This is a genomic window from Mycobacterium sp. NGS62 (assembly GCF_059812285.1).
The window spans coordinates 345,298-371,478 of the sequence record NZ_JCALCK010000002.1 but is presented as its reverse complement, the minus strand read 5'-3'; the positions used below and the strand labels follow the sequence as shown (position 1 = coordinate 371,478).

The 26,181-nt window shown below is 64.3% G+C and carries 26 protein-coding genes and 3 pseudogenes; 16 read left to right on the top strand and 13 right to left on the bottom strand.

The genetic code is table 11. The features are described 5' to 3' along the window. Positions 1–96 precede the first annotated feature (96 nt). Entirely contained in the window at positions 97–1,668 is a 1,572-nt protein-coding gene (locus tag AC5Y49_RS06665) for an MFS transporter (protein ID WP_499885108.1), read from the top strand. Here the strand turns inward: AC5Y49_RS06665 and AC5Y49_RS06660 are convergent. The 7 genes and pseudogenes from AC5Y49_RS06660 to AC5Y49_RS06630 form a co-directional block, all read right to left on the bottom strand. Further along, positions 1,665–2,405: a TetR/AcrR family transcriptional regulator gene (locus AC5Y49_RS06660; protein WP_499885106.1), complete on the bottom strand. Its 741-nt coding sequence runs from the start codon at positions 2,403–2,405 to the stop codon at positions 1,665–1,667. The two genes, AC5Y49_RS06665 and AC5Y49_RS06660, sit on opposite strands and share 4 nt — an antisense overlap. Positions 2,406–2,499: 94 nt before the next feature. Beyond that, positions 2,500–4,116, bottom strand: a pseudogene (nrdE, locus tag AC5Y49_RS06655) (class 1b ribonucleoside-diphosphate reductase subunit alpha); the annotation flags it as partial. Positions 4,117–4,140: 24 nt separating this feature from the next. After that, positions 4,141–5,346: pseudogene (locus AC5Y49_RS06650) on the bottom strand (LAGLIDADG family homing endonuclease); the annotation flags it as partial. Next, positions 5,335–5,898: pseudogene (locus tag AC5Y49_RS06645) on the bottom strand (ribonucleotide reductase N-terminal alpha domain-containing protein); the annotation flags it as partial. The pseudogenes AC5Y49_RS06645 and AC5Y49_RS06650, both read right to left, overlap by 12 nt. After that, on the bottom strand, positions 5,865–6,314 hold the full coding sequence (nrdI, locus tag AC5Y49_RS06640; RefSeq protein ID WP_499885103.1) for a class Ib ribonucleoside-diphosphate reductase assembly flavoprotein NrdI: 450 nt from the start codon (positions 6,312–6,314) through the stop codon (positions 5,865–5,867). The gene nrdI and the pseudogene AC5Y49_RS06645, both read right to left, overlap by 34 nt. A gap of 17 nt (positions 6,315–6,331) precedes the next feature. Continuing rightward, on the bottom strand, positions 6,332–6,571 hold the full coding sequence (gene nrdH / locus AC5Y49_RS06635) for a glutaredoxin-like protein NrdH (protein ID WP_499885102.1): 240 nt from the start codon (positions 6,569–6,571) through the stop codon (positions 6,332–6,334). 439 nt (positions 6,572–7,010) lie between these two features. Further along, the gene (locus tag AC5Y49_RS06630; RefSeq protein ID WP_499885099.1) at positions 7,011–7,556 is read right to left on the bottom strand and encodes an NAD(P)H-dependent oxidoreductase; all 546 of its coding nucleotides are present in this window, start codon (positions 7,554–7,556) and stop codon (positions 7,011–7,013) included. 92 nt (positions 7,557–7,648) lie between these two features. On the opposite strand from AC5Y49_RS06630, the gene AC5Y49_RS06625 reads away from it, so the two are divergent. Next, positions 7,649–8,251 carry a TetR/AcrR family transcriptional regulator gene (locus tag AC5Y49_RS06625; protein ID WP_499885097.1) on the top strand — a complete coding sequence of 201 codons (603 nt, stop codon included), beginning with the start codon at positions 7,649–7,651 and terminating at the stop codon, positions 8,249–8,251. After that, on the top strand, positions 8,248–9,285 hold the full coding sequence (locus AC5Y49_RS06620; protein WP_499885094.1) for a DNA polymerase IV: 1,038 nt from the start codon (positions 8,248–8,250) through the stop codon (positions 9,283–9,285). Before AC5Y49_RS06625 ends, AC5Y49_RS06620 begins: the two co-directional genes overlap by 4 nt. Positions 9,286–9,369: 84 nt before the next feature. On the opposite strand, the gene AC5Y49_RS06615 is transcribed toward AC5Y49_RS06620, so the two are convergent. Together AC5Y49_RS06615 and AC5Y49_RS06610 are read right to left on the bottom strand one after the other, a co-directional pair. Next, complete coding sequence (locus AC5Y49_RS06615) at positions 9,370–10,230, bottom strand: SDR family oxidoreductase (RefSeq protein WP_499885090.1); 861 nt, start codon at positions 10,228–10,230, stop codon at positions 9,370–9,372. Positions 10,231–10,252: 22 nt separating this feature from the next. Continuing rightward, positions 10,253–10,864, bottom strand: coding sequence for a TetR/AcrR family transcriptional regulator (locus AC5Y49_RS06610; RefSeq protein WP_499886286.1), 612 nt, complete (start codon positions 10,862–10,864; stop codon positions 10,253–10,255). Positions 10,865–11,018: 154 nt separating this feature from the next. Between AC5Y49_RS06610 and AC5Y49_RS06605 the strand changes: the two genes are divergently transcribed. Together AC5Y49_RS06605 and AC5Y49_RS06600 are read left to right on the top strand one after the other, a co-directional pair. After that, positions 11,019–12,497, top strand: coding sequence for a cytochrome P450 (locus AC5Y49_RS06605; protein WP_499885088.1), 1,479 nt, complete (start codon positions 11,019–11,021; stop codon positions 12,495–12,497). Positions 12,498–12,594: 97 nt separating this feature from the next. Next, positions 12,595–14,070: a cytochrome P450 gene (locus tag AC5Y49_RS06600; RefSeq protein ID WP_499885086.1), complete on the top strand. Its 1,476-nt coding sequence runs from the start codon at positions 12,595–12,597 to the stop codon at positions 14,068–14,070. 4 nt (positions 14,071–14,074) lie between these two features. On the opposite strand, the gene AC5Y49_RS06595 is transcribed toward AC5Y49_RS06600, so the two are convergent. Continuing rightward, entirely contained in the window at positions 14,075–14,572 is a 498-nt protein-coding gene (locus AC5Y49_RS06595; protein WP_499885084.1) for a homocitrate synthase, read from the bottom strand. A 162-nt stretch (positions 14,573–14,734) separates the two neighbouring features. Next, positions 14,735–15,142: a DUF302 domain-containing protein gene (locus AC5Y49_RS06590; protein WP_499885081.1), complete on the bottom strand. Its 408-nt coding sequence runs from the start codon at positions 15,140–15,142 to the stop codon at positions 14,735–14,737. Positions 15,143–15,293: 151 nt separating this feature from the next. Between AC5Y49_RS06590 and AC5Y49_RS06585 the strand changes: the two genes are divergently transcribed. From AC5Y49_RS06585 to AC5Y49_RS06535, 11 genes are all read left to right on the top strand, one after another. Continuing rightward, entirely contained in the window at positions 15,294–15,629 is a 336-nt protein-coding gene (locus tag AC5Y49_RS06585; protein WP_499885078.1) for a hydrogenase maturation nickel metallochaperone HypA, read from the top strand. 10 nt (positions 15,630–15,639) lie between these two features. After that, positions 15,640–16,425: a hydrogenase nickel incorporation protein HypB gene (hypB, locus tag AC5Y49_RS06580; protein ID WP_499885077.1), complete on the top strand. Its 786-nt coding sequence runs from the start codon at positions 15,640–15,642 to the stop codon at positions 16,423–16,425. A 298-nt stretch (positions 16,426–16,723) separates the two neighbouring features. Further along, positions 16,724–17,779 (top strand): NADH-quinone oxidoreductase subunit B family protein, encoded by a 1,056-nt coding sequence (locus AC5Y49_RS06575; protein ID WP_499885075.1) that lies wholly within the window; start codon positions 16,724–16,726, stop codon positions 17,777–17,779. A gap of 26 nt (positions 17,780–17,805) precedes the next feature. Further along, positions 17,806–19,605, top strand: coding sequence for a nickel-dependent hydrogenase large subunit (locus AC5Y49_RS06570; RefSeq protein WP_499885073.1), 1,800 nt, complete (start codon positions 17,806–17,808; stop codon positions 19,603–19,605). A 3-nt stretch (positions 19,606–19,608) separates the two neighbouring features. Continuing rightward, positions 19,609–20,499 carry a NifU family protein gene (locus AC5Y49_RS06565; protein ID WP_499885070.1) on the top strand — a complete coding sequence of 297 codons (891 nt, stop codon included), beginning with the start codon at positions 19,609–19,611 and terminating at the stop codon, positions 20,497–20,499. Continuing rightward, complete coding sequence (locus AC5Y49_RS06560) at positions 20,496–21,122, top strand: DUF5947 family protein (RefSeq protein WP_499885069.1); 627 nt, start codon at positions 20,496–20,498, stop codon at positions 21,120–21,122. The genes AC5Y49_RS06565 and AC5Y49_RS06560 overlap by 4 nt, the downstream gene beginning before the upstream one ends. Continuing rightward, positions 21,119–21,766, top strand: a complete 648-nt coding sequence (locus AC5Y49_RS06555; protein WP_499885066.1) for a DUF6084 family protein — start codon at positions 21,119–21,121, stop codon at positions 21,764–21,766. The genes AC5Y49_RS06560 and AC5Y49_RS06555 overlap by 4 nt, the downstream gene beginning before the upstream one ends. After that, a complete protein-coding gene (locus tag AC5Y49_RS06550) occupies positions 21,763–23,112 on the top strand; it encodes a hypothetical protein (protein ID WP_499885064.1) in 1,350 nt (449 codons plus the stop codon). The genes AC5Y49_RS06555 and AC5Y49_RS06550 overlap by 4 nt, the downstream gene beginning before the upstream one ends. Continuing rightward, the gene (locus AC5Y49_RS06545; RefSeq protein ID WP_419866400.1) at positions 23,100–23,219 is read left to right on the top strand and encodes a DUF6893 family small protein; all 120 of its coding nucleotides are present in this window, start codon (positions 23,100–23,102) and stop codon (positions 23,217–23,219) included. Before AC5Y49_RS06550 ends, AC5Y49_RS06545 begins: the two co-directional genes overlap by 13 nt. An 18-nt stretch (positions 23,220–23,237) precedes the next feature. Next, on the top strand, positions 23,238–23,729 hold the full coding sequence (locus tag AC5Y49_RS06540) for a hydrogenase maturation protease (RefSeq protein ID WP_499885061.1): 492 nt from the start codon (positions 23,238–23,240) through the stop codon (positions 23,727–23,729). Between the two features lie 3 nt (positions 23,730–23,732). Further along, positions 23,733–24,032: a HypC/HybG/HupF family hydrogenase formation chaperone gene (locus tag AC5Y49_RS06535; RefSeq protein ID WP_499885059.1), complete on the top strand. Its 300-nt coding sequence runs from the start codon at positions 23,733–23,735 to the stop codon at positions 24,030–24,032. Here the strand turns inward: AC5Y49_RS06535 and AC5Y49_RS06530 are convergent. Together AC5Y49_RS06530 and AC5Y49_RS06525 are read right to left on the bottom strand one after the other, a co-directional pair. Further along, positions 23,983–24,939 carry an anti-sigma factor RsbA family regulatory protein gene (locus AC5Y49_RS06530; protein WP_499885057.1) on the bottom strand — a complete coding sequence of 319 codons (957 nt, stop codon included), beginning with the start codon at positions 24,937–24,939 and terminating at the stop codon, positions 23,983–23,985. The genes AC5Y49_RS06535 and AC5Y49_RS06530 overlap by 50 nt on opposite strands. A gap of 63 nt (positions 24,940–25,002) precedes the next feature. Then, positions 25,003–26,178 carry a thiolase family protein gene (locus AC5Y49_RS06525; protein WP_499885056.1) on the bottom strand — a complete coding sequence of 392 codons (1,176 nt, stop codon included), beginning with the start codon at positions 26,176–26,178 and terminating at the stop codon, positions 25,003–25,005. Between the last annotated feature and the right edge of the window lie 3 nt (positions 26,179–26,181).

Sequence of the window (26,181 nt, the reverse complement as noted above, 5' to 3'; positions counted from 1 at the left end):
CCATACCCGCTGAACTGGAGGGTGGCATCCACTTATGCGTATCGTCGAGCTGGACGTAAGTGGTAATCACCCTCCACATATGAATGGAGCTCATACATGGCCGTCATCCTGACCGCCCCCGAACTGACCCGCGGAGCCCGGCATCGGGCGCCCGGCCACCGTGGGATACGGGGCAATCCGTGGTGGACGTTGATCGCCGTGTCGATCGGCGTCATCATGGTGGGCCTCGACGCATCCGTGGTGGCCATCGCCAACCCGCGCATCGCCACCGATCTGCGGGCGTCGCTGTCGGACCTGCAGTGGATCACCGACGCCTACATGCTCGCGCTGGCCTCGCTGCTGATCTTCGGCGGAAAACTCGGCGACCGCTTCGGGCGCCGGCAGGTGTTCTTCGTCGGCGTGCTCGGTTTCGCCGCAACGTCCGTCGCGATTGGTCTAGTCGGCAGCGTCGCCGGCGTCATCGCGCTGCGCACGCTGCAAGGCGTCTTCGGTGCACTCTTGATGCCGAGCACACTGGCGATCGTGCGTGCCACGTTCCCGCCCGAAAAGCTCAACACCGCCGTCGGAATCTGGGGTGCGGCGTCGGGTGTGTCGATTGCCGCCGGGCCCATCGTCGGTGGGCTACTGGTCGAGCACGTCAGCTGGCAATCGGTGTTCTACATCAATGCGCCGATCGCCGCCGCGGCGTTGTTGATCGGCGGACGGGCCATCGTCGAGAGCCGCAGCGGTGGTGAACACCGTCTGGACGTTCCCGGCATCACCACGTTGTCCGGTGGGCTGTTTTTGATCGTCTTCGGCCTGATCAAGGCTCAGAACTGGGGCTGGCTGGCGGGCCGTACCCTGCTGGTACTGCTGGCCGGGTTGGCCGCGGTGGCAGTGTTTGTACTGATCGAGTTGCGGACGGCTGAACCGCTGCTGCCGATCCGGCTGTTCGCCAACCGGTCGCTGTCGATCGGCACCGCCGTCGTCGTCATCGACTTCTTCGCGCTGTTCGGTGCGGTGTTCTTCCTGTCGCTGTACCTACAGAACGTGCAGGGCTTCTCCCCTGTCGAAACCGGTGTGCGCACGCTGCCACTGAGCGTGGCGCTGATGGTCACCGCACCGCTGTCCGGATGGCTCACCGAGAAATTCGGTCCGCGCCCGGCGATGGTGGTCGGGTTGGCTGCCGTTGCGGCCGGGTTGTTCTCGTTGGCGTTTTTGCGAGCCGATTCCGGCTATTCGGCGTTGTGGCCGGCATTTGTGCTGCTGGGCGCGGGCATCGGGCTGGTGCTGACCGCCAGCTCGGACGCCATCATCGGCAACGCCAGCGTCGACGACGCCGGGGTGGCCGGCGGCTTGCAAAGCACCGCTGTGCAGCTGGGCGGGGTGCTGGGCACGACGATCCTCGGCTCGGTGCTGTCCAGCCGGGTCGGTTCGGTCCTCGTCGACCAGCTCACCAGCGCCGGTACACCCGCACCAGTGGCCGCAAAGTTGATAGCTGCCAAAGAGCTAGTCGCCCAAGGTGTTTCACCGACGGCTCCCGGTATGCCGGCACCGCTGGCACACGCGGTGGCGCAGGGCAGCCACGGCGCGTTCATGGTCGGCCTGCACGCTTCGATGATCGTGGCCGCGGTAGCGGCCGGCATCGGCGCGCTGCTCGCCCTGCTCGTCCGCCGCGGGGACAACTAGCTCGCGGCGGTGTCGCGCGGCGCCGCCTTGTGAATCGGCAAATCGGGGTCCAGGTCGATGCCCAGCAGCTCGGCGGTGCCGCTGATGACGCCCATCATGATCGTCGTCAGGTGCGCCACGAATTCGTCGTGGGGCATGCGCCGCGGGCTGCCGGGCTTGGGGCCGAGCCACCAGTCGGTGGCCGATTGCGCCGAACCGAACGCGGCGAATGCGGCGAGTTCGATCGCGGCGGCGTCGAGGTCCATTTCCCGCATCTCGTTGTTGAACATCTCGGCCATGGCCAACGTGATGCCGCGGCCCTCGTTCAAAGCACGCATCGTGGACTCGGACCGCTCCGGGAAGCGGCCCTGGATGAAGAACCGCAGCACGTTGGGATGCTGATCGACGAGGTTGACGTACTCCTCGACGCTGCGCCGGATGATGTCCCGGGCCGAGTTGGTGGCGAAGTCGACCGATGGGAAGACCGCCGCCCACAACATGTCGCGCAGACGTTCCCCGATTGCCTGGAACAGATCCGACTTGTCGTGGAAGTGTCGGTAGATCTTGGGTTTGGCGGTGCCGGCCTCTTCGGCGATCTCGCGGACGCTGAGATCTGGCCCTAGCCGGTCGATGGCGCGGAAGGCCGCCTCGACGATTTCACCCCGAACCTTTTTGCGGTGCTCGCGCCAGCGCTCGCTGCGTGCGTCGACCTTGCCGCCCGGCTTGGCGCCGGGATGGGGCCGGGGAATTCTCACCACGGCAAGCAACTTTACCTTTGCTGTCGAGCGGCCACCTATGTCACGCGAAATGCTGAATTGCGTGCATCAAGTGGCCACTCGACCGAAGCCCTTACTACAGCATGCAGGAGACGCAGCCCTCCACCTCGGTGCCCTCCAATGCCATCTGGCGCAGCCGGATGTAGTACAGCGTCTTGATGCCCTTGCGCCAGGCGTAGATCTGCGCCTTGTTCACATCGCGGGTGGTGGCGGTGTCCTTGAAGAACAACGTCAGCGAAAGCCCTTGGTCCACATGCTGAGTGGCCGCCGCGTAGGTGTCGATGATCTTCTCGTAGCCGATCTCGTAGGCGTCCTGGTAGTACTCCAGGTTCTCGTTGGTCATGTACGGCGCCGGGTAGTAGACCCGGCCGATCTTGCCTTCCTTGCGGATCTCGACCCTGGACACAATCGGGTGGATCGAACTCGTCGAGTGGTTGATGTAGGAGATCGACCCGGTCGGCGGCACCGCCTGCAGGTTCTGGTTGTAGATGCCGTGGGCCTGCACCGACTCCTTCAACCGCCGCCAGTCATCCTGCGTCGGGATGCGGATGCCGGCCTCGGCGAACAGCTCACGCACCTTGGGCGTCGCGGGGTCCCACCCCTGTTCGGTGTAGCGATCGAAGAACTCTCCCGACGCGTACTTGGAGTTCTCGAAGCCCTTGAAATGCGTACCGCGTTCGACCGCAAGGCGATTCGACGCGCGCAGTGCGTGATACAGCACGCAGTAGAAGTAGATGTTGGTGAAGTCGATGCCTTCGTCGGAGCCGTAGAAGATGTGTTCGCGGGCCAGGTAGCCGTGCAGGTTCATCTGGCCCAGACCGATGGCGTGCGAGTCGTTGTTGCCCTGCTCGATCGAGGGCACCGAGGTGATGTGCGTCTGATCGGAGACCGCCGTCAAGGCCCGGATCGCCACCTCGATGGTCTGCGCGAAATCCGGCGAGTCCATCGTCTTGGCGATGTTCAGCGACCCCAGGTTGCACGAGATGTCTTTGCCCACTTTTGCATACGACAAGTCCTCGTTGAACAACGACGGTGTGGACACCTGCAAGATTTCCGAGCACAGGTTGGAGTGAGTGATCTTGCCGTCGATCGGGTTGGCCCGGTTCACCGTGTCCTCGAACATGATGTAGGGATAACCGGACTCGAACTGCAGCTCGGCAACCGTCTGGAAGAACTCTCGCGCCTTGATCTTCGTCTTGCGGATGCGTGAGTCGTCGAGCATCTCGTAGTACTTCTCGGTGACGGAGATGTCGGCAAACGGGACACCGTAGACCCGCTCGACGTCATAGGGCGAGAACAAGTACATGTCCTCGTTCTTCTTGGCCAGTTCGAAGGTGATGTCAGGAATCACCACACCCAGGGAGAGCGTCTTGATGCGGATCTTCTCGTCGGCGTTCTCCCGCTTGGTGTCCAGGAAGCGGTAGATGTCTGGGTGATGGGCGTGCAGGTACACGGCGCCGGCGCCCTGGCGGGCTCCGAGCTGGTTGGCGTAGGAGAACGAGTCCTCCAACAGCTTCATGATCGGAATGACGCCCGAGCTCTGGTTCTCGATGTTCTTGATCGGCGCGCCGTGTTCGCGAATGTTGCTCAGCAGCAACGCCACTCCCCCGCCGCGCTTGGACAGTTGTAGCGCGGAGTTGATCGAGCGCCCGATCGACTCCATGTTGTCCTCGATGCGCAAAAGGAAGCAATTATGGACAACTGCGCCACGAATCGTGTAGGTATGCGTGCCCTCGACGTGAAGGTTATACACCGTGCCCGGAATTTCCTGCGTACCCTTCAGCTCGCGAATCCCGTACACGTGCCGCCCACCTACCACCTGGTAAGTCTTGCGCGACGACCCTTTTCGACCGACATAGTTATAGAGGTTCTTGCCGACATCGAAAATGAATTCTTCATTGGTGCCGGGCAGCCCGGGGACGAAGACCTGCCCAGTCAGGTTGCCTGCTTGGTTGACGTACTGACGGACTGTGGACACGATGCCGACTCGACGCAGAAGGAGTTGAACCTGATCGATCAGTTCCGGGTTCACCAGGTCGAGCATCATCCCGCCGGTGGTGCAGCACCCGTCGCCCCGGAACAGCCCGTCTAACAGTCCGCGCTGGAATTCTTCATCGGCTGTCAAGATGTCGTGGGACAACCGTTTTGCGTGGTATCCCGTCCCAACCATGGAGAGGAACAGCGAGGCGACGACCATGCTGTTGCAGACCATCCGCACCGACTGGTCCGACACACTGTGGTGGACAGCAAGATCTGCCGCGAACACCCGCTTGAACGCCGCGGCCAGCTCCTGCTGATATTCGATTTCGTGTGCGCCGAGGGTGAAGTGAATACCGTTGGGCGTCACACCATCAGACCCTGATCGCTTGGAAATGTGACCTTCGGCGACGTACCAACCAAGGATGAGGCCGAGGTCGTAGGACTCTTCGACGTAGCGATTCACGGAAATGAAGCGCATGAAGTGGCGCTGCTTGCTGCGGTGCTTCTGGTCGGAGTTGACCTTGCGGATGAGCCCGTCGACCTCTTCGTACACGCCCGAGCCGACATACTTCATCAGGTCATATACGCGCCGATCGCGCCCCTCCAGCGGCGCCGCCGTGACGATGAAGTCCGTAGGCTGAACGTCTTTGGCCGCTAGCCATACAAATCCATTGAATGGATCAGCACCATCGCCTTCGATGAGACTCTCGACCTCACGGGTCGTCCACACGAGGATCGGATGCTCCGGAGTGCACCGGATCGGCTCTTTGTGCCCGAAGTGTGAAATCGAGACCAGAGGCTGGTCGTTGGGGTTCTCGACAACGGATTCGACTACGGAAAAGGATCCGTCGTGCGAGAGCACCCGGTCACCGACCTGCAAAGCCTCGATCGCCTTCGGCCCTTCGGGTGTATCAACCGGCGTTCCGGCTGGGAAGCAACTCACCGGCTCTCCCCGTTGCTTTTTCCCAGAATTCAAAAACGTCGGGGTGGCCGGCTGGAAGCGGCCCTCGATGACCTCGTCGACGAGCTGCTCGGCCAGTTTGGTGTCACCGGCGGCCAACGTCAGCGCCACCATGACGACCCGGTCTTCGAAGCGCTCCAGATACCGCTTCCCGTCGAAGGTCTTCAACGTGTAGGAGGTGTAGTACTTGAACGCGCCCAAAAACGTGGGGAACCGGAACTTCTTGGCGTAGGCCCGATCCAGCAGCGTTTTGACGAAGTTGCGCGAATACTGGTCGAGAACCTCACGCTCGTAGTAGTTCTCGCGGATCAGGTAGTCGAGTTTCTCGTCCTGATTGTGGAAGAACACCGTGTTCTGGTTGACGTGCTGCAGGAAGAACTGATGCGCGGCTTCCCGGTCCTTGTCGAACTGGATCTTGCCGTCGGCGTCATACAGATTGAGCATCGCGTTGAGGGCGTGATAATCCGTCTCGCCCGGCAACGTGTTGTGCCCGGCCGGCGTTACACGTTCTGCAGTTGCGGCGGTTGGTGGCACGTGTCGTCCTTCCAAAAGTCAGCCAAACCGGCGCGGACGGCCTCTACGTCGTCCGGGGTTCCCATTAGTTCGAAGCGGTACAGGTACGGCACGCCGCACTTGCGGGAGACCACGTTGCCCGCATAGGCGAATTCGGCACCGAAGTTGTTGTTGCCCGCGGCGATGACGCCGCGGATCAACGAGCGGTTGTGTTCGTTGTTCAAGAAGGCGATGACCTGCTTGGGCACATATCCGCCGTCATTGATATCCGGAGTGGCCCGGCCGCCGCCATAGGTGGGCAGCACCAGAACGTAAGGCCGGTCCACCTCGATGCGGCCGTGCAGCGGTATCCGCGTGGCCGGAATGCCCAGCTTCTGCACGAAGCGATGGGTGTTCTCCGACACGCTGGAGAAATACACCAAGCTGCACGACTGCACCGCGATCTCCTGACCTGCTATGCGCTCAGCGCAGCGCTTGCGAGCGCCTTGATCCGGTCCGGACGAAAGCCCGACCAGTGCTCGTTGCCGGCCACCACGACCGGGGCCTGCAGATAACCCAGTGCCATCACGTAGTCGCGCGCTTCACTGTCGATCGAGATGTCCACCTTCTCGTAAGCGATGCCCTGTTTGTCCAGCGCCTTATAGGTGGCGTTGCACTGCACACACGCCGGCTTGGTGTACACGGTGATGCTCATCGGCGATACCACTCCTCTGTGGAAGATGACGAACTTGACACGGACTGGCAACTACTGTGGTACTGCATCTGCACTGCTGGTTCAGCACCCCGCCACGACCCGAAATTCCCGTCGTCGCCAACCGCGTCGGCGACCCGTCGTCGAAAATATTGAGTCTTTTGGCGCGGCCCGGCCGACCTGGTGAACCTGGGGTCTGTCGGTGTCCGGAACACTACACCTAGTGGCCGTCAATAAGAAGAGATACAAGATATTCTGAACAACATTCATGAAATTCCCTGGTCGTAAGCCCACCGCGACGCTCGCTGTCGGCGTGTCGTAGATCACAATCCGGTTGCTTCGGCCCGGGTGCGAACTATGCGCCCAGGTCTATCACCGGCCACCGACAACTACCGGCCCGAGATTCTCCTCCGGCTCGCCACAGCAAACTCTTGACTGGGCGCTAGCTCACCTCGGCGGCGAGCTTGCCCACTACGTCACGCACGTTGGAAACCAAGTCGGCATGTTCGCGTGGGTGCACACCGTTCAGCGACGCCAGGGACACCGAGAGTTTGATCGCCTCGACGACGCGCGGACCGGCGATGCCGAACGACTTGCGGGTTTCGTCGTGTGCCCAGACGCCGCCGTAGCGGCCCATCGACCCGCCGATGACGGCCAGTGGCTTGCCCTTCAACGCGCTGTTACCGAACGGCCGGGACAGCCAGTCGATCGCGTTCTTGAGCACGCCCGGCACGCTGCCGTTGTATTCCGGTGTGACCACCAACGCGGCATCGGCCTCGGCCGCCGCGGTCCGCAAAACGGTTACCGCAGCGGGCACGTCGTCGGCATTGTCGATGTCCTCGTTGTAGAACGGCACTGCGCCGAGCCCGTCGAAGACGGTCACGGTGACGCCGTCGGGGGCGACGTCGGCGGCCAAATCCGCGATCTGACGGTTGACCGAGGCCGCCCGCAGACTTCCGACCAGCGCCAATACCTTGATATCCGGCATCTTCGAATTCCCCTTCGGCTTGTCCGGGTACATCCTCGCATGGCGCAACCGGACCGTAGTCCGGTTTATTCCGGGCGCGTTACAGTGCAATGGTGAGCGTCGTCGACCGGCGAGGTGGGCTGCCCGTTTCAACTCCCAACGAGCGTGGCGACGCCGCCCGCAATCGCGCGCTGCTGCTAGAAGCGGCCCGCCGGCTCATCGCCGAGCGGGGTGCCGACGCGGTCACCATGGATGACATTGCCGCCGCGGCAGGGGTGGGCAAGGGCACGGTGTTCCGCCGCTTCGGCAGCCGGGCCGGATTGATGATGGTGTTGCTCGACGAAGACGAGCGGTCCAGTCAGCAAGCGTTTTTGTTCGGCCCGCCACCATTGGGCCCCGATGCGCCGCCGTTGGATCGGCTGGTGGCATTCGGGCGTGAACGGCTGTGCTTTGTCCATCGGCATCACGCACTGCTGTCGGCGGCCAACCGCGATCCGCAGACCCGCTACAGCGCCGCCGCGATGGTGCAACGCACCCATGTCCGGATGCTGCTGGCCTCAGCCGGCACCACCGGCGACCTAGACGTGCAAACCGATGCTCTGCTGGCTCTGCTCGACGTCGATTACGTCGAGCATCAACTCGCTGCCCGCGGCCAGACGCTCGAGACGCTGGGCGCCGGCTGGGAAAGCCTGGCGCGCAAGCTCTGCGGGAAATGACCGCCCGCTGGATTCTGCACGTCGACCTCGACCAATTCCTGGCGTCGGTCGAACTGCGCCGCCACCCGGAGTTGGCGGGACTACCCGTCATCGTCGGCGGCAGCGGTGATCCGACCGAGCCGCGCAAGGTGGTCACCTGCGCCTCTTATGAAGCCCGGCAGTCCGGGGTGCGCGCGGGTATGCCACTGCGGACCGCCGCCCGCCGCTGCCCGGAGGCCACCTTTCTGCCGTCGGATGCCGCCGCCTATGACGCCGCTTCTACCGAGGTGATGGGCGCGCTACGAGACCTAGGACACCCGGTGGAGGTGTGGGGCTGGGATGAAGCATTCGTAGGCGCCGACGTCGACGAACCGTCAGAGCTCGCCGAACAGATCCGTACCGTCGTCTCGACTGAAACCGGGTTGTCCTGTTCAGTCGGCATCAGCGACAACAAACAGCGCGCCAAGGTCGCCACCGGCTTCGCCAAACCGGCCGGCATCTATCAGCTCACCGATGCCAACTGGATGGCGGTGATGGGTGACCGGCCTGTCGACGCGCTCTGGGGTGTCGGGCCCAAGACCACGAAAAAGCTTGCCGCCCTGGACATCACCACCGTCTGGCAGCTGGCCCACGCCGATACCGAATTGCTCACAAAGACCTTCGGGTCACGAACCGGGCTGTGGTTGCTGCTGGTGGCCAACGGCGGTGGCGCCGACACGGTCAGCGCCGAGCCATGGGTGCCGCGGTCACGCAGCCACGTCATCACTTTCCCGCGTGATCTCACCGACCGGAACGAAATGGAGGCAGCAGTAACCGAATTGGCGCAGCGCGCCCTCGGCGAGGTCGTCGCTCAACAGCGCATCGTGACCCGGGTGGCCATCACCATGCGCACCGCAACGTTTTTCACCCGCACCAAAATCCGCAAGCTTGACCACCCCAGCACCGACCCCGACGTCATCGTGGCTGCCGCGCTGCGGGTGCTGGACCTCTTCGAGCTCGATCGCCCGGTTCGCCTGCTCGGAGTGCGCCTGGAACTGCAGATGCCGACCGCTTAGCCTGACCATGCGTTGAGATTGCACACAGGGTTGTGGGTGACGCCAAATCAACAGCCCTGAGCGCAATCTCGACGGCAAAGCCCGCTAGCGCGGCACCGGATTTGGCCGCATTGCCCGCGTGAAGAACCTGTTGACTTGGCGCATCGCCACGCTATAGGGCAACCACGCTGCCCGCTTGAACGTATACAACGCCCAGATGTCCGCCGAGGTGTAGATCAGGAAGCGGTTCTTGGCGACTCCGGCCAGGATCTTCTCGGCCGCCTTCTCCGGTGAGACGGCATGCCCGCTGAAGCGATCCACCCAACGGCTCACATTGGGGTCTTCGCGGTCGACGCCGGCGATCTCGACGGTGTTGACCAGCGGCGTTCGCACCGCCCCGGGCACCACCACCGACACGCCGATCCGGTGCCGCGCCAAGTCGAAGCGCAGCACTTCCGATACCCCGCGCAGACCGTACTTGCTGGCGCTGTAGGCAGCATGCCACGGCAGCGCGACCAGTCCCGCCGCTGACGACACATTGACCAGGTGTCCGCCCCGGCCGGCGGCCATCATCGGCGGAATGAACGTCTCGATGACGTGGATCGGGCCCATCAGGTTGATCGCGACCATCTTGCTCCACTGCTCGTGGCTGAGCTGGTCGACGGTCCCCCACGCCGAGACGCCGGCGATGTTCATCAAGATGTCCATGCTCGGGTGGTTGGCGTGAATGTCTGCGGCGAAGGCGGCCACGTCGTCGTAGCTGGCAATATCCAGCACCCGGTGCTCGGGGACCTGGGCACCCAACGCGCGAGCGTCGGCAACCGTCTCCGCCAACCCGTCGGCATTGCGGTCGGTCAGGTAGAGCTCGGCACCCTGGGCGGCGAGCCGCAACGCGGTCGCGCGGCCGATGCCGCTGGCCGCACCGGTGAGAAAACACCTCTTACCCGCGTAGGTCGTCTGAGCCATGGCGGTAGACAATACCGGCGCGCTAGCTCCGGCCGCCCCACAACGCGGCCAGCCACAACTGCTCGAGCACGCGGATCCCACGCTGGACGTCGCGATCGGCGCCCAGGTAGGTGGTGTCTCCGGAGAGCATCTGCGCGGTGGTGACCGCGAGCGTGCGAACCAGCGCCGGGATGTCGTCGCTGATCGGATGCGCGGTGCCGGCCGTCAACTCGTCCTCGACGATCCCAATGATCTGAGTGATCACACCGTCGACCTGCTGGTCAAGGATTTCGCGGATCTCGGCGTCGGTGTTGCGGGCGACATTGCAGGCCGACATCACTGGATCGTTGTGCGCGTAGACAATTGCGGCGCTGCCGACCATCCGCTTGGCGAACGCCGCCGGTGACTCGTCGGGCCCTCGCGGCGCGAAGTACTGGGTGAGCTCTTCGAGCTCCTGGGTCGCCTCGGCCAGGATTTGGGCCAGCACCGAGTATTTCGAGTCGAAGTAGAAGTAGAAACCCGATCGGGCCACGCCTGCACGGTCGCTGATCGTGCTGACCGACAGCTCGGCGAACGGCTTCTCCTCCAGCAGCTCACGCACCGCCTGCACGATCGCCTGCCGCTGCCTGTCGCCCCGCCGTGTCGGGGCGGACACAGCTGCAGACTGATCGGCGGTCCGCCGGGCTTCCTGCTGTGTGCTCACACTTCGACCTTGCACTACACCAGGAAAAAACGAAACTTGACAGTCGTCAAGTCGGTCTTGAGGATGGATTTTGAGTGACGGCGGCCACAATCGGTGAGGAGCGTCAATGGCGACCATCAGCACCCCGAACTACCTGCTCGACCAGGCCAAACGCCGGTTTACTCCATCGTTCAACAATTTCCCCGGGATGGGTGCCGTCGAGCGGAGACTGCTGAACACCGAGTTTCCGCCGAGAAAGCTGGCGGATCCACCGCCGGGCAGCGGGCTCAAACCCGTCATGGGCGACGCCGGGCTGCCGATCCTCGGCCACGTCATCGAGATGTTGCGGGGCGGACCCGACTATCTGATGTTCATCTACCGCACCAAAGGTCCGCTCGTCTTTGGCGACTCGCCGGTGCTGCCCGGGGTCGCGGCGCTGGGTCCCGACGCCGCCCAAGTCATCTACTCCAACCGCAACAAGGATTACTCGCAGCAGGGTTGGGTTCCGGTGATCGGGCCGTTCTTTCATCGCGGTCTGATGTTGCTCGACTTCGAGGAGCACATGTTCCACCGGCGGATCATGCAGGAAGCCTTCGTCCGTTCCCGCCTGGTCGGCTATGTCGAGCAGATGGACAAGGTCGTGTCCCAAGTGGTCGCCAACGATTGGGTGGTCAACGACGCGCGGTTCCTGCTCTACCCGGCGATGAAGGAGCTCACGCTCGACATCGCCTCGATGGTGTTCATGGGTCACGAACCGGGCACCGACCACGAGCTGGTCACCAAGGTGAACAAAGCCTTCACGATCACCACCCGCGCCGGCAACGCCATCATCCGCTCCAGCGTCCCCCCGTTCACGTGGTGGCGTGGCCTCAAAGCGCGGCAACTGCTGGAGAACTACTTCGCCGCCCGGGTCAAGGAGCGGCGCGGCAAGCAAGGTAACGACCTGCTGACGGTGCTGTGCGAGACCGAGGACGAGGACGGCAACAGCTTCTCCGACCAGGACATCGTCAACCACATGATCTTTTTGATGATGGCCGCCCACGACACCTCCACCTCCACGGCCACCACGATGGCCTACCACCTGGCCGCGCATCCGGAATGGCAGGACCGCTGCCGCGACGAGTCGGACCGGCTGGGCGACGGCCCGCTGGACATCGAAGCGCTGGAGAAGCTCGAGACACTGGACCTGGTAATGAACGAGTCGATTCGGCTGGTGACGCCGGTGCAGTGGGCGATGCGCCAGACCGTGCGCGACACCGACCTGCTGGGCTATTACCTACCGAAGGGCACCAACGTCATCGCGTATCCCGGCATGAACCATCGGCTGCCGGAGCTCTGGACGGATCCACTCACGTTCGACCCGGACCGGTTCACCGAACCGCGCAATGAGCACAAGCGTCATCACTATGCATTCACGCCGTTCGGCGGCGGCGCGCACAAATGCATCGGCATGGCGTTCGGCCGACTGGAGATCAAGACGATCCTGCACCGGCTGCTGCGGCGCTACCGGCTGGAGCTGGCTCACCCGGGATACACGGGGAAATGGGACTACGCCGGGATGCCCGTGCCGGTGGACGGCATGCCGATCGTGCTGCGTCCGCTGTAGGGCGGCGCCGCGCCAGCGAAGGCAAACTTGACAGGCGTCAAGTTTCGCCGTCAGGATGGGGTTCAGTGACGGCTGCCACAATCGGTAAGGAGCCTCGATGGCGACCATCAGCACCCCGCGCTACCTGCTTGATCAGGCCAAGCGCCGACTGGTTCCGACGGTAAACACCATCCCTGGGATGGGGGTGATCGAGAAGCGACTGCTGACCGTCGACTGGAAGCAGCACAAGTTGGCCGAGCCGCCGCCCGGCAGTGGGCTGAAGCCGGTGATGGGAGATTCCGGGCTGCCGCTGCTGGGCCACATCATCGAGATGTTCCGGGAAGGCCCCGACTTCCCGCTGCACTTGTATCAGACGCGCGGCCCGGTTTTCTTCGCCGATTCACCGATCCTGCCGTCGATCGTCGCCGTCGGCCCCGACGCCACCCAGGCCATCTTCTCCAACCGCAACAAGGACTTCTCCCAAGAGGGTTGGCATCCCGTCATCGGCCCGTTCTTCAACCGGGGTCTGATGATGCTCGACTTCGACGAGCACATGTACCACCGGCGCATCATGCAGGAGGCGTTCACCCGAACCCGGCTGACCGGCTATGTCGAGCACATCGACCGGGTCGCGACGGCCATCGTGCACGACTGGCCGACCAACGACGCGCGCTTCCTGTTCCATCCGGCGATGAAGGAACTCACCCTCGACATCGCGTCGGTGGTCTTCATGGGCCACGAGCCGGGTACCGACCATGACCTCGTCACCAAGGTGAATCAGGCCTTCACCACCACCACCCGCGCCGGCGGGGCCATCATCCGCACGCCCGTCCCACCCTTCAAATGGTGGCAGGGGCTGCGGGCGCGCAAGGTGCTCGAGGACTACTTCACCGAGCGAGTCGCCGAGCGTCGCAACGCCGAGGGCACCGACATGCTCACCGTGCTGTGTCACACCGCCGACGACGACGGCAACAGCTTCAGCGACGAGGACATCGTCAACCACATGATCTTTTTGATGATGGCCGCCCACGACACCTCCACGTCAACCACCACGACGATGGCCTACAACCTGGCGGCCAACCCGGAGTGGCAGGAACGCTGCCGCGACGAGTCGGCTCGGCTGGGCGACGGCCCGCTGGACATCGAGTCGCTGGAGAAGCTCGAGACACTGGACTTGGTGATGGACGAGTCGCTGCGCCTGGTGACCCCGCTGCCGTTCAACATGCGCAGGACCGTGCGCGACACCGACCTGCTGGGCTACTACGTACCGGCCGGCACCAATGTGGTCACCTGGCCGGGGATGAATCACTGGCTGCCCGAGCTGTGGACCGAGCCCAGGAAGTTCGACCCCGAACGGTTCGCCGAGCCGCGCGTTGAGCACAAGAAGCACCGTTACGCGTTCGCGCCGTTCGGCGGCGGCGCCCATAAGTGCATCGGGATGGTGTTCGGCCGGTTGGAGGTCAAAACCGTTATCCACCGGCTGCTGCGCCGCTACCGCTTGGAGCTGGCCCGGCCGGGTTACCAGCCGCGCTGGGACTACGGGGGCATGCCGATCCCGATGGACGGCATGCCGATCGTGCTGCGCCCGCTGTAGTAGGTCAGGTCAACAGTCGGTTGGCGCAGGCGATCACCGCACGTAACGCGGAGTCCGTCGCGTCGTCTGACCAGCCCATCGCCCACTCCGCATGGGCACCGTCGCTGCCCTGGATAAACGTCGCGATGGCATCGTCTGAGCGCAGTTGATGAAAGTGCAGCGTCTCGACCGCGATGCCGCACGTGTAGAGCATCTCGGTCAGCGCGGCGACCGGGCCGGTCGCGGTGGCGGTCAGCGTCTCAATGCGGTCGCCGATACCGAGGGTGGCCTGAAAGGTGCGGGCCTGGGGACCCAGCCGGGTGGCGGGCCGGCCGGTGTCGGCGCATTCCCAGTTGCCCAGCCGCAGCGGCCCGCCGATGGGCGCATATTCGGCGGTGAATGTGCTCCACGACATGGTGTTGGCGTCCTCCCGGAGCTCACGCGGCAGTGGAACGCCACGGAAGCGGGCCTGTAGCGGTTCGGGCGGGGCGGGCGCGGTATCGGCGCCGAGATCGATTGTCATGAGCCGGTCTTCTCTGATCTGCAGGAATGACCGACGGGTAGTAGCTTCCGACCCACAGCGGGGGGTCGGTCTGGATCAGACCCCGCTGCGGGTGCTGGCTACTACGGCAAGATGTTGCACGGTTATTGAGGTTAGTCGCCGACGTCGGGCCGGTGCAAGTGGTTAGACCGGGCGCGCGGCGAGGTCTTCGAGCGCTTCTTGCAGCAGCCCGGTCACCGAGTTGGCGATGTCGTCCAGTGCGGACTCCTTGGTCACCTCGACCATCAGTCGCGGGTCCATCGCGTCGACGATCACGCTGTCGGGCGCCTCGGGATCTCGGCGCACCACGACATTGCAGGGCAGCAACACCCCGATCTGCCGGTAGACGTTGACCGCCTGGTGGGCGAACTGCGGGTTGCAGGCGCCCAGGATCAGGTAGTCCTCCATGTCCTCGCCGAGTTTGGCTTTCAGCGTCGCTTTCATATCGATCTCGGTCAGCACGCCAAAACCCTTGGCAGCGAGCGCTTGCCGAGTCCGGGCAACCGCGTCGTCGAATGAGGTCTGCAGGGTGGTCGATAACGAAATGGCCATAGTCGGCTCCTCTCTCGTCTTCCATTGTGCGTCTGCCGCCGATAACCAGGGCGACGGGTTGCGCCCACTCGGCCACCTTGACGGGCTGCGAGGTGTAAAACGGTGCCCATGGGCCACCCGTGCCGTCAGCTCGCCGCGGCGGTGGCCGCCCATGCATGAGCTGTCGCTGTGTCAGGCGATCGCCGGGGCGGTCAAGCCGTATGCCGATGGCCGCCACGTCGACGTCGTCCGCGTCCGGATCGGCGCGCTTCGCCAGGTGGTCCCTGAATCGCTGTCGTTCTGCTGGACGCTTGTCCGAGATTACGAGGACATGCCCGACGCCGAACTGGAACTCGAATTGGTCAGCGCGGAGGTGCGTTGCCGTTCGTGCGGCCAACCCTCGACGATCACCTCGCAGTGGTGCCTGCTGTGTCCGCAGTGTGAGAGCGCAGACGTCGAGGTGCTGCGTGGCGAAGAGTTTCTGGTGACCTCGCTGGACGTTTCATAGGGGGCTGACGATGGGCAGGTTTCATCGACACGACGACGGCACCGTGCACACGCACGACCACGACCACGACCACGACCACGACCACGACCACGACCACGGAGATCACAGCGGTTATGACACCGGATCGCAGCGGATCGACGTGTTGGAGGCGATTTTCGCCGAAAACGACGTCCGTGCCGATTACAACCGAAATGCGTTCGAAGCCAATGGTGTTCGCGCATTAAATCTGATGAGCTCGCCCGGGTCGGGGAAGACGACGGTGCTGGCTGCCACCCTCGACGAACTCGCCGGCGAGTTTGCTGTCGGAGTCATCGAAGGTGACATCGCCACCGATCTCGACGCCGCCAAGCTCGGCGGACGAGGCGCGCAGATCTCTCTTCTCAACACCGGCAACGGGTTCGGCGGCGAGTGCCACCTCGACGCCCCGATGGTCAACCGCGCCCTGCAGGGCCTCGAGCTCAGTACGCTAGATCTGGTCATCATCGAAAACGTCGGAAACCTGGTCTGTCCGGCCGAGTTCGACGTGGGCGAGCACGCCAAGGCGATGGTGTATTCCGTCACCGAAGGTGACGACAAGCCGCAGAAGTACCCGGTGATGTTCCGCGCCGTGGACGTTGTTCTGCTCAACAAGATCGATCTGGTGCCGTATTTGGACGTCGACGTCGACGCCTATATCGCCCATGTCCGCGAGGTCAATCCGACCGCGACGGTTTTGCCGGTCAGCGCCCGCACCGGGGACGGTATGTCGGCTTGGTTCGGCTGGCTGCGGCGGTTCGTGGCAGACGGCCCGCCCTGACGACGTGGGCCGCCAACGCGGTCCATATCAGTGCAAATCGCTTGCATGACAGCACATGCAAGTTATTCGCAGGAGCTTCGGACCTCGCTTCGCGCCAAGGCGTCAACAGCTGATGGCACGCTCCAAGACCGTTGAGAATCCGGAAAGTTGGACGGGTTTCCCAAATTTGCTGACAGACCGTTGACAACGCAACTAAGCGGGAGTAGACCCAAAAACTAGTACCGCGTAGGCGGGCCGACGGTCGACTCCGGCGGTGCCAGGGGCCAAGCAATCAGCCCTGGCCCCGGAAAGCTGCGGCATGCCAACGGAAGCAGCAGTCAAAGCGGAAGAAACTTTGATCCATGTGCTCTGGATCAACGCGGGCCTAAGTTGCGACGGCGATTCGGTGGCGTTGACTGCCGCCACCCAGCCCAGCATCGAGGAAATCGCGCTCGGCGCCCTGCCTGGCCTCCCCAAGATCGCGGTGCACTGGCCGCTGATCGACTTCGAATGCGGGCCCACCGGCGGCGCCGACGACTTCCTCGAGTGGTTCTTCAAAGCCGACCGCGGTGAACTCGAACCGTTCGTGCTCGTTGTGGAAGGCTCGATACCCAACGAAGCGATCAAGAACGAAGGCTATTGGTGCGGGTTCGGCAACGACCCGGCAACCGGCCAGCCGATGACCACCAGCGAATGGCTGGACCGACTGACTCCCAAGGCAACCGCGGTGGTCGCGGTCGGCACCTGCGCCACCTACGGCGGCATCCACGCGATGGCCGGCAACCCGACGGGGGCGATGGGTGTACCCGACTACCTGGGCTGGGACTGGAAGAGCAAGGCCGGCATCCCGATCGTCTGCGTTCCGGGCTGCCCGATCCAGCCGGACAACCTGTCGGAGACACTGACCTACCTGCTCTACATGGCCACCGGGCAGGCGCCGATGATTCCACTCGACGACGCCCTGCGGCCCCAGTGGCTGTTCGGCGCCACCGTCCACGAAGGCTGCGACCGGGCCGGCTACTACGAGCAGGGTGACTTCGCAACCGAATACGGGTCACCGAAATGCATTGTGAAGCTGGGCTGTTGGGGTCCGGTCGTGAAATGCAATGTGCCCAAACGTGGTTGGATCAACGGTGTCGGCGGCTGCCCGAACGTCGGCGGCATCTGCATCGGCTGCACCATGCCCGGGTTCCCGGACAAGTTCATGCCGTTCATGGACGAGCCGCCCGGCGGCAAGGTGTCCACCACCGCCTCCGGGTTGTACGGATCACTGATCCGCAACCTGCGCGGGATCACCAACCGCACCCTCGACAAGGAGCCGCGCTGGCGGCACAAGGGCACCGAACTGACCACGGGCCTGAAGCGCACCTGGTAGCCACACGTAAGAGAGAGTGAAGTTCGATGACAACGATCATTCCCGAACCTTCCCTGGCAAAGCGCGAACCCGGCCAACTGGTCGAAATGGCGTGGGATCCGATTACCCGGATCGTGGGCAGCCTCGGCATCTACACCAAGATCGACTTCGACAACAATCAAGTCGTGGAATGCCATTCCACGTCGTCGATCTTTCGCGGCTACTCCTTATTCATGAAGGGCAAGGATCCCCGCGACGCGCATTTCATCACCAGCCGTATCTGCGGAATCTGCGGTGACAACCACGCCACGTGCTCCTGCTACACGCAGAACATGGCCTATGGTGTCAAGCCGCCGCACATCGGCGAGTGGATTGTCAATCTCGGCGAAGCCGCGGAATATATGTTCGACCACAACATCTTTCAGGAGAATCTGGTTGGCGTGGACTTCTGCGAGAAGATGGTTTCCGAGACCAATCCGAGCGTGTTGAGCAGAGCCGAGAACACCGCGGCACCGCACGCCGAGATGCACGGTTATAAGACGATCGCCGACATCATGCGCGCGCTCAATCCGTTCAGCGGCGAGTTCTACCGGGAGGCATTGCAAGTCAGCCGCTATACGCGGGAGATGTTCTGCCTCATGGAGGGTCGCCACGTGCACCCGTCCACGCTGTACCCCGGAGGGGTGGGCACAGTCGCGACTGTACAGCTGATGACCGATTACATGAGCCGGCTGATGCGCTACGTGGAGTTCATGAAGAAGGTCGTGCCGATGCACGACGACCTGTTCGACTTCTTCTACGAAGCCATCCCCGGTTACGAAAAGGTCGGCTTGCGCCGCACCCTGCTCGGCTGCTGGGGCTCCTTCCAGGACCCGGAGGTATGCAACTTTGACTACAAGGACATGGAGCGTTGGGGCAACGCGATGTTCGTCACGCCCGGCGTGGTGGTCGACGGCAAGCTGGTCACCCACTCGCTGGTCGACATCAACCTAGGCATCCGGATCCTGTTGGGTAGTTCGTATTACGACGACTGGACCGACCAGGAGATGTTCGTCAAGAACGACCCGCTGGGCAATCCTGTCGACCGGCGGCATCCGTGGAACCAGCACACCAACCCGCACCCGCAGAAGCGCGAAATGGATGGTGGCAATTACAGCTGGGTGATGTCGCCCCGCTGGTTCGACGGGAAGGATCACCTGGCGCTGGACACCGGCGGCGGTCCGCTGGCCCGGTTGTGGGCGACCGCGCTGGCCGGCTTGGTCGACATCGGCTACGTCAAGTCGACGGGCCACAGCGTGCAGATCAACCTGCCGAAGACCGCACTCAAGGGGCCGGTCGAGTTCGAGTGGAAGATCCCGCAGCACGGATCCAACACCATCGAGCGAGACCGGGCGCGGACCTACTTCCAGGCCTACGCGGCGGCCTGCGCCCTGCACTTCTGCGAGCAGGCACTCGCCGAGATTAGGGCCGGCCGCACCAAGACCTGGGAAAAGTTCGACGTTCCCAAGGAGGGCATCGGCTGTGGCTTCACCGAAGCGGTCCGCGGCGTTCTGAGCCACCACATGGTGATTCGGGACGGCAAGATCGCCAACTATCACCCGTATCCGCCCACCCCGTGGAACGCCAACCCGCGCGACAGCTTCGGCACGCCCGGGCCGTACGAAGACGCGGTGCAGGGCCAGCCAATTTTCGAGGAGAACAATCGGGAGAACTTCAAAGGCATCGACATCATGCGCACCGTGCGCAGTTTCGACCCGTGCCTGCCCTGTGGTGTGCACATGTATCTCGGTAAGGGCAAGGCGCTGGATCGGCTGCACTCGCCGACCCAATCGGCTGGCGGGGAGTGATGCATGGCTGATCGCCCGGAGGAACTCGGAGGGGACGCGCAATGGCGCACGGCGGGCGATCGGATCCAGACGCTGCTGGACTCGGCCTCGGCGGGCGGGGCCGCGGCACGGGAGCGCGCCGAGCAGCTGGTCGGTGAGGTCGTCGAACTCTACGGCGCCGCGCTGGCGAAGATTGTGGATTTGGTTGGCGAGCCAGCCGCGATCGATCGGCTGGCCGCCGACGACCTGGTGGCCAGCCTGCTGCTGGTGCACGGTCTGCATCCGCACGACGTGCACCGGCGGGTGTCCGACGCACTGGAGCGGGTCCGTCCCTATCTGGGCTCGCACGGCGGTGACGTGCACCTGGTCGGCATCGTCGGCGACACCGTCCAACTGCAATTCGCCGGCAGCTGCAACGGTTGTCCGTCCTCAGCGGTGACCTTGGAGCTGGCCGTCGAGGACGCGATCCGCTCTGCCGCACCGGAGATTTCGTCGATCGAAATCGTCAGTGCCGAGCCCGAGCCAGCGGTGGCGGCGGTGATACCGGCCGAATCGCTGCTGGCCAAGGTCCACAACAGCGGCTCGCCGGCATGGCATTCGGTAGCCGATCTGGCCGACCTGTCCCCCGGGGAAGTCGGTGGCTTCGCCGTCGGCGGTAGGTCGGTGCTGGCATGTCGGATCGGCGATCAGCTCTACGCCTACCGCGACCATTGCCCGGTATGCGACGGATCGTTGACGGGCGCCAAGCTGACCGACGCACTGTTGCGCTGCCCGGCCTGCCACGCCTTTTTCGACGTCGTGCACGCGGGTATCGGCTTGGATGCCGTATCGCACCTGGAGCCGATGCCGCTCCTGATACGCGACGGCGTGCTCTCCATCGCGGTGCCGGCCGAGCCGATGGGCGCCCCGGCATGACCAGTCCCTACAACGTGCTGTCCCGCATCACTGGCAACCGGCGCGCCCCACAGCCGGCCGGACAACGATGCGAAATGTGCTCGGAAGCCATCGCCGACGCCCACCAGCATGTGGTCAATGTGGCGGGGCGGCAACTGATGTGCGTATGCCGTGGTTGCTATCTGCTGTTCACTGACAGCCACGCCGAGCTGCGCTACCGCGCGGTGCCGGACCGGTATCTGTCCTTCCCCGATTTCGCGTTGGATCGCCGCGCCTGGGAGATCTTGCAGATCCCGGTCGGCCTGGCGTTCTTCTTCCGCAACTCGGCGCTGGGACGTACCGTCGCCTTCTACCCGGGACCCGCGGGCGCCTGTGAATCCGAATTGGACCTGCAGGACTGGGGTGCCATCAGCGCGGCAGACTCCCGGGTCGGTTTGCTCGCCGACGACGTCGAGGCACTGCTGGTGCGTGTTCCGGAGACCGGGCAACCCGAGTGCTATCTGGTGCCGATCGATGCCTGCTACGAATTCGTCGGCGGCCTACGGACGTTATGGCGCGGCTTCGACGGCGGACAGGACGCCCGCGCGTTCATCGACAAATTCTTCGCGACCGTGGCCGGCCGCAGTGACGAGCGGCGCTCATGACCGAGACCGGGGTGTCGTTCACCGTCGTCGACATCGCCCCGGAGCCATACGCATTGACGCCGGTGCTGACCGCGCACGTCGCGGTTTCGGCCACCGGAGACGAACCGGTGCATGCGATCGCGCTGCGCTGCCAGGTCCGGATCGACCCGCTGCGGCGCGGCTACACCGACGAGGAGGCCGCCGGGCTGGTCGACTTGTTTGGGGCGCGGGAACGTTGGGCGACCACCCAACACACGTTCCTATGGCAGCACTGCGCGGCGATGGTGGCTGGGTTCACCGGCGCCGCCACCGTAGCGCTCCCACTCGAGTGCACGTATGACTTCGAGGTGGCCGCCGCCAAATACCTGCACGCACTGCGTGACGGGGTGCTGCCACTGCAATTCCTGTTCAGCGGAACGATTTTCATGGCAGGCCAGCGTGGGTTCTCGGTGCAGCAGGTGCCGTGGGATTGCGAAGACCGCTACGCGATGCCGGTCTCGGTGTGGCGGGATCTGATGCGCCAGCACTATCCCACCACCGGATGGGTACGTCTCGACCACGACACGGTCGAGGCGCTGGCCGAGTACAAGTCCGCGCGCGGACTGCTGAGCCTCGACGAGGCAGTTACCGCTCTGCTGGCAGCGACGCGCGAGGAAGTCCGATGAGCGCGAACTGGGCCCGCGCCCGCACAGTCGCCGATGCCGTGCTCTACGAAGGTTACCTGCTCTACCCCTACCGCGCGTCGTCGAGCAAGAACCAATCCCGTTGGCAGTGGGGTGTTCTCGGGCCGCCCGGGGCAGCCGACGCCGGAATCGGCGAGGACGACGGCCTTTCGGCGCAATTCCTCCTCGAGGGCGTCGATGGTCTCACACTGGTGGTGCGTTTCCTGCAACTGCAGCACCGCGGCGCCGAGCGTGCCACCGGCAACCGGCACTACCAGCCGGTCGACGAGCTGACCACGTCGTCGGCGACGTGGCTGTGCTGGGACGAGGCTGTCGAAGTCGAGTTGTCGTTCGGCCCCTTCGACATCGGCGACCAGACTCGGGGGCAGTGGACGGTGGAGGCGCCGTCGGGAACTGATGTCGAGCCGGTAGAGGGCGGCAGACTGGTGCGCACCCGGCAGGCGGTGTCCGCGTCGCTGACCATCGGCGTCGAACCCGACGACGACGGTTTGCACCGTGTCACCTTGACACTGAGCAACACCGGCGCTGCGGCGATCGATAAAGCCGATGCCATCGCTAGGTCGCTGATCGGCACACACATCATCGCAGAAGCTCATGGCGGCGCGTTCGTTTCATTGCTGGAGCCAGCCGAGGGCGCAGCGGCCGCGGCGGCCCGCTGCGCACAGCACCGCTGTTTTCCGGTGCTGGCCGGGCCGCCCGGCGAATCCGATCTGCTGCTGGTGTCGCCGATCATTCTCTACGACCATCCCGAGGTCGCCGAACAGAGCGAGGGCGCACTCTACGATTCCACCGAGATCGACGAGATCCTGACCCTGCGGGTGATGACCATGACCGACGAGGAGAAGGCACAGGCCCGGGCCACCGATCCATTGGCGGCTCAGCTCATCGACCGGTGCGATGCGATGTCTCCCGAGGCGATGCAGCGGCTGCATGGCGTGCTGCGCGACCCGCAGCTCGGTGATCCGGACCTGATACCGGAGATACCCGACGGCGTTCAATGGTGGGATCCCATGGCCGACACCGCCGTTCACCCCGACATCGACGCTGTCCTGGTCGACGGCATCCGGGTCGCGCGCGGCAGCCGGGTCCGGCTGCGCCCGTCGCGTCGCGCCGACGCGCAGGATCTGTTCTTCGTCGGCAAGACTGCTCGGGTGACCTCGGTGCACGAGGACGTCGACGGCAACCAGCATGTCGGGGTGGTGGTCGAGGAGGATCCGGCGGCTGACCTGCACGATTGGTATGGCCGCTATTTGTACTTCGCCCCCGACGAAGTCGAGCCGCTCGAAGCTCAACACATCGCAGAAGGGAGTCCGACATGGAAATCGTAGGGTGGGTGTTCATCGGCATCCTGGCGCTGGTCGTCTTCTCAGCAGTCCTGATGGGGCTCGTGTCGCTGCCGGATGCTCGGCGCTACCTGAAGATCCGGCACATGTAACGCGAGTAACGTAGCTTTATGGCGTCCCGAATCCTGATCGCCGGCATCGGCAACATCTTCCTCGGCGACGACGGCTTCGGTCCCGAGGTGCTGCACCATGTGTGCGAACGGATTCCCGGGTCGGATGCGGTGCGCGCCACTGATTACGGCATCGGCGGAATGCACCTGGCCTACGACCTGCTGGAGGATTGGGACGCGCTGGTGCTCGTCGACGCGCTGCCGGGCCGGGGCGCGCCCGGGGCGGTGCACGTCTTCGAGGCCGACCACGAATCGCCGGACGCCCCAGCCGGTCTCGACGCCCACAGCATGGATCCGGCGACGGTGTTCGCCAGTCTGCGGGCCCTGGGCGGCGCTCCGCCCCGGACTGTCGTCGTCGGATGCGAAGTCGCCGACATCGGTGAAGGGATCGGCCTGTCCGAGGCTGTTCTGAATGCCGTCCCCACGGCAGTGCGAGAGGTCGAATCGGCGGTGGCGATGTTGCGTGCCGAGGCGGAGCTACGGGAGGTTTAACTGATGTGTCTGGGAATTCCAGGTCAAGTCGTGCGGATGCTCGACGGCTACAGTGGGCAACTCGCGCTGGTCGACGTCGCCGGTGAGAACCGCCGGGTCAACGTCGGCATGCTGCCCGAGGAGACGTTCGCCCCGGGCGACTGGGTCATCATCCACATGGGCTTTGTCATGGAGAAAACCGACAAGGCCGGCGCCGACGCGGCGATGGCCGGTCTGGAGTTGATGGGCCGCGGCCGCGTCGAACCCGACAGTCTCAGTTCATCATTCCCGGCGCCGGCGTCAGCCGAAAGTACGCCTGAATAGTGGTGCCTGCCTCGGCGGCGTGAGTGCGAACAAGATCCGCCATAGTATTCACCAGAAACAATCCACGGCCGGTGACGGCGTTGGCGGCCGGCAGGCGGTGCCCGGCCAGCGGGTCATCAAGCCGCCCGCGATCGCGTGCCTGACAAACGAGATGGCCGTTGTGCTGCCAGAAGGCCAGTCGGCAATGGCTTTTGGCGTGCTGCAGACTGTTCGTTGCCAACTCGGTGACCGTCAACAGCAGGTCGGCAATGCCGCCTTGAGACAGTCCCAACCACCCCGCGTAGCGGCTGGCGAAGGTACGGGCACCGGTGAGATCCCCCAGGTTTCGCACCGTAAAAGCCGCCGCGTCGGCGTTGGTCGGTAGCGGCTGGTTGTAACGGGCCACCGCCTCATCCGGAGAATAATCGGCGGTGCGATCCGCCGTCCCGTTCCGCCACAGCAGCGGATGAGTCGTGCAGGCGTCGAACAGCACGGTGTCAGCCAGTTGCTCGGCGTCATACAGGCACAGCCCGGTTACCTCATTAGTGGCGAAGGCCGTATTGCACAAGGCTTCGTACTGCACACATGCTGGATACTCGTCGGCGGTGCGCCCGGGCCACACCGGTTCGCCGACCATCCGCACCCGCCGGTCCGGGTGCTCGGCGACAAAAGCACCCATCAGTCCCAGCAGCCGATTCGGATTGCGGCCGGATTCGGTGATATCGGCCATGGCGACGTCTACGGCCGCATCACCCAGCCCGTCGCGGACTGCTGCCAACTTCTCTTCTGGCAACGCGACGATCGTGGGCTGGCCCATGTCCAACCCGTCGGCGATGAACGGTACCGCCGCGTCGAGGTATTCCTGCTCGGATCGGTAGAAGAACGCCGAGTGCACCAAGCCAGCCGGCTCGGCGCGTCTATCCCGCATAATCGCCCCTTGATCGCGACGCCAGCAGCCCAACCCGACCTGATACTACGCGGGCGGTCCCACTCAACACGTCAACAACATGCACCCGGCGATCGGACCACCGCCCGCGGCGACCACCGCGACTTCCGGCCGCCGGGGTACCTGCCGGTCGCCGGCCTGACCGCGCAGTTGCAAACACGCTTCATGCAGCACCCAGTAGCCGTGCATGCGGCCCGCCGAGAGCTGCCCGCCGTAGGTGTTCAGCGGCAGCATGCCGTCGCGTGCGATCCGCTCGGCGCCCTCGACGAACGGACCGGCCTCGCCGTCACCGCAGATACCCAACGCCTCCAGCCACGCCAGTGTGAGAAAGGTGAAGCCGTCGTACAACTCGGCGAGGTCGAGATCCGACGGGGTCAGGTCGGTGCGCGACCACATCTGCGCCGCCGCGTCGCTGGATGCCATCTTCGGGTAGTCCGGGCGGTGAAACCAGCCGCCAGCACCGTCGGACCCGCCGACGGCTTCCACCGCCACTGCTGGATTCGGGCAGTCGCGAGCGTAATCGGCAGCCGAGACGACCACCGCGATCGACCCGTCGACCGGGACATCGCAGTCCAACAATCCGAACGGTGCCGAAACCGGACGCGCCGCAAGGTAGTCGGCCATGGTCAGCGGGTCGCGGTACACCGCAAGGGGATTCAACGCCGCGTAGCGTCGGCTGTTGATCGCCAACCAGCCGAGCTGCTCTTTGGTGGTTCCGTAGAGCTGCATGTGCCGCCGGCAATTCAACGCCAGCCAATTCGCAGCCGAGTAAGCGTGGGCGGCAATGAGTTCGACGATATCGTCCATCCCGCCGATACTGGGTTGTTCGGTCGGCGACTGCTGCGTTGACGTCGAAGAGTCCGACGTCGGCGCCGCTGGCACCGAGCCACCGATCATTTGGACCGTGCGATAGACCAGCACGTGCCTGCTCTGCTTCTCGGCAACCGCACGACACGCCGACGCGACCGGGGTCAGCAGCCCGGCAGCGCCGAAACCGGAACTATAGTCGACGGGTTCGACACCCAGCGCCGCGGCGACGTCGGGCACCGGTGTATCACCGAGGGTGGCGATGCCATCAATGTCGGTGGCGCTCAGCCCCGCGTCAGCGATGGCCGCATGCGCCGCCTCGAGGGTGAGCTCGAGCGAAGGGATGCCGGTACGGCGCCCGATTCGCGAGATCCCGACACCGGAAAAGATCGCGTCCTTCTCGAAGCGTCGCATCAG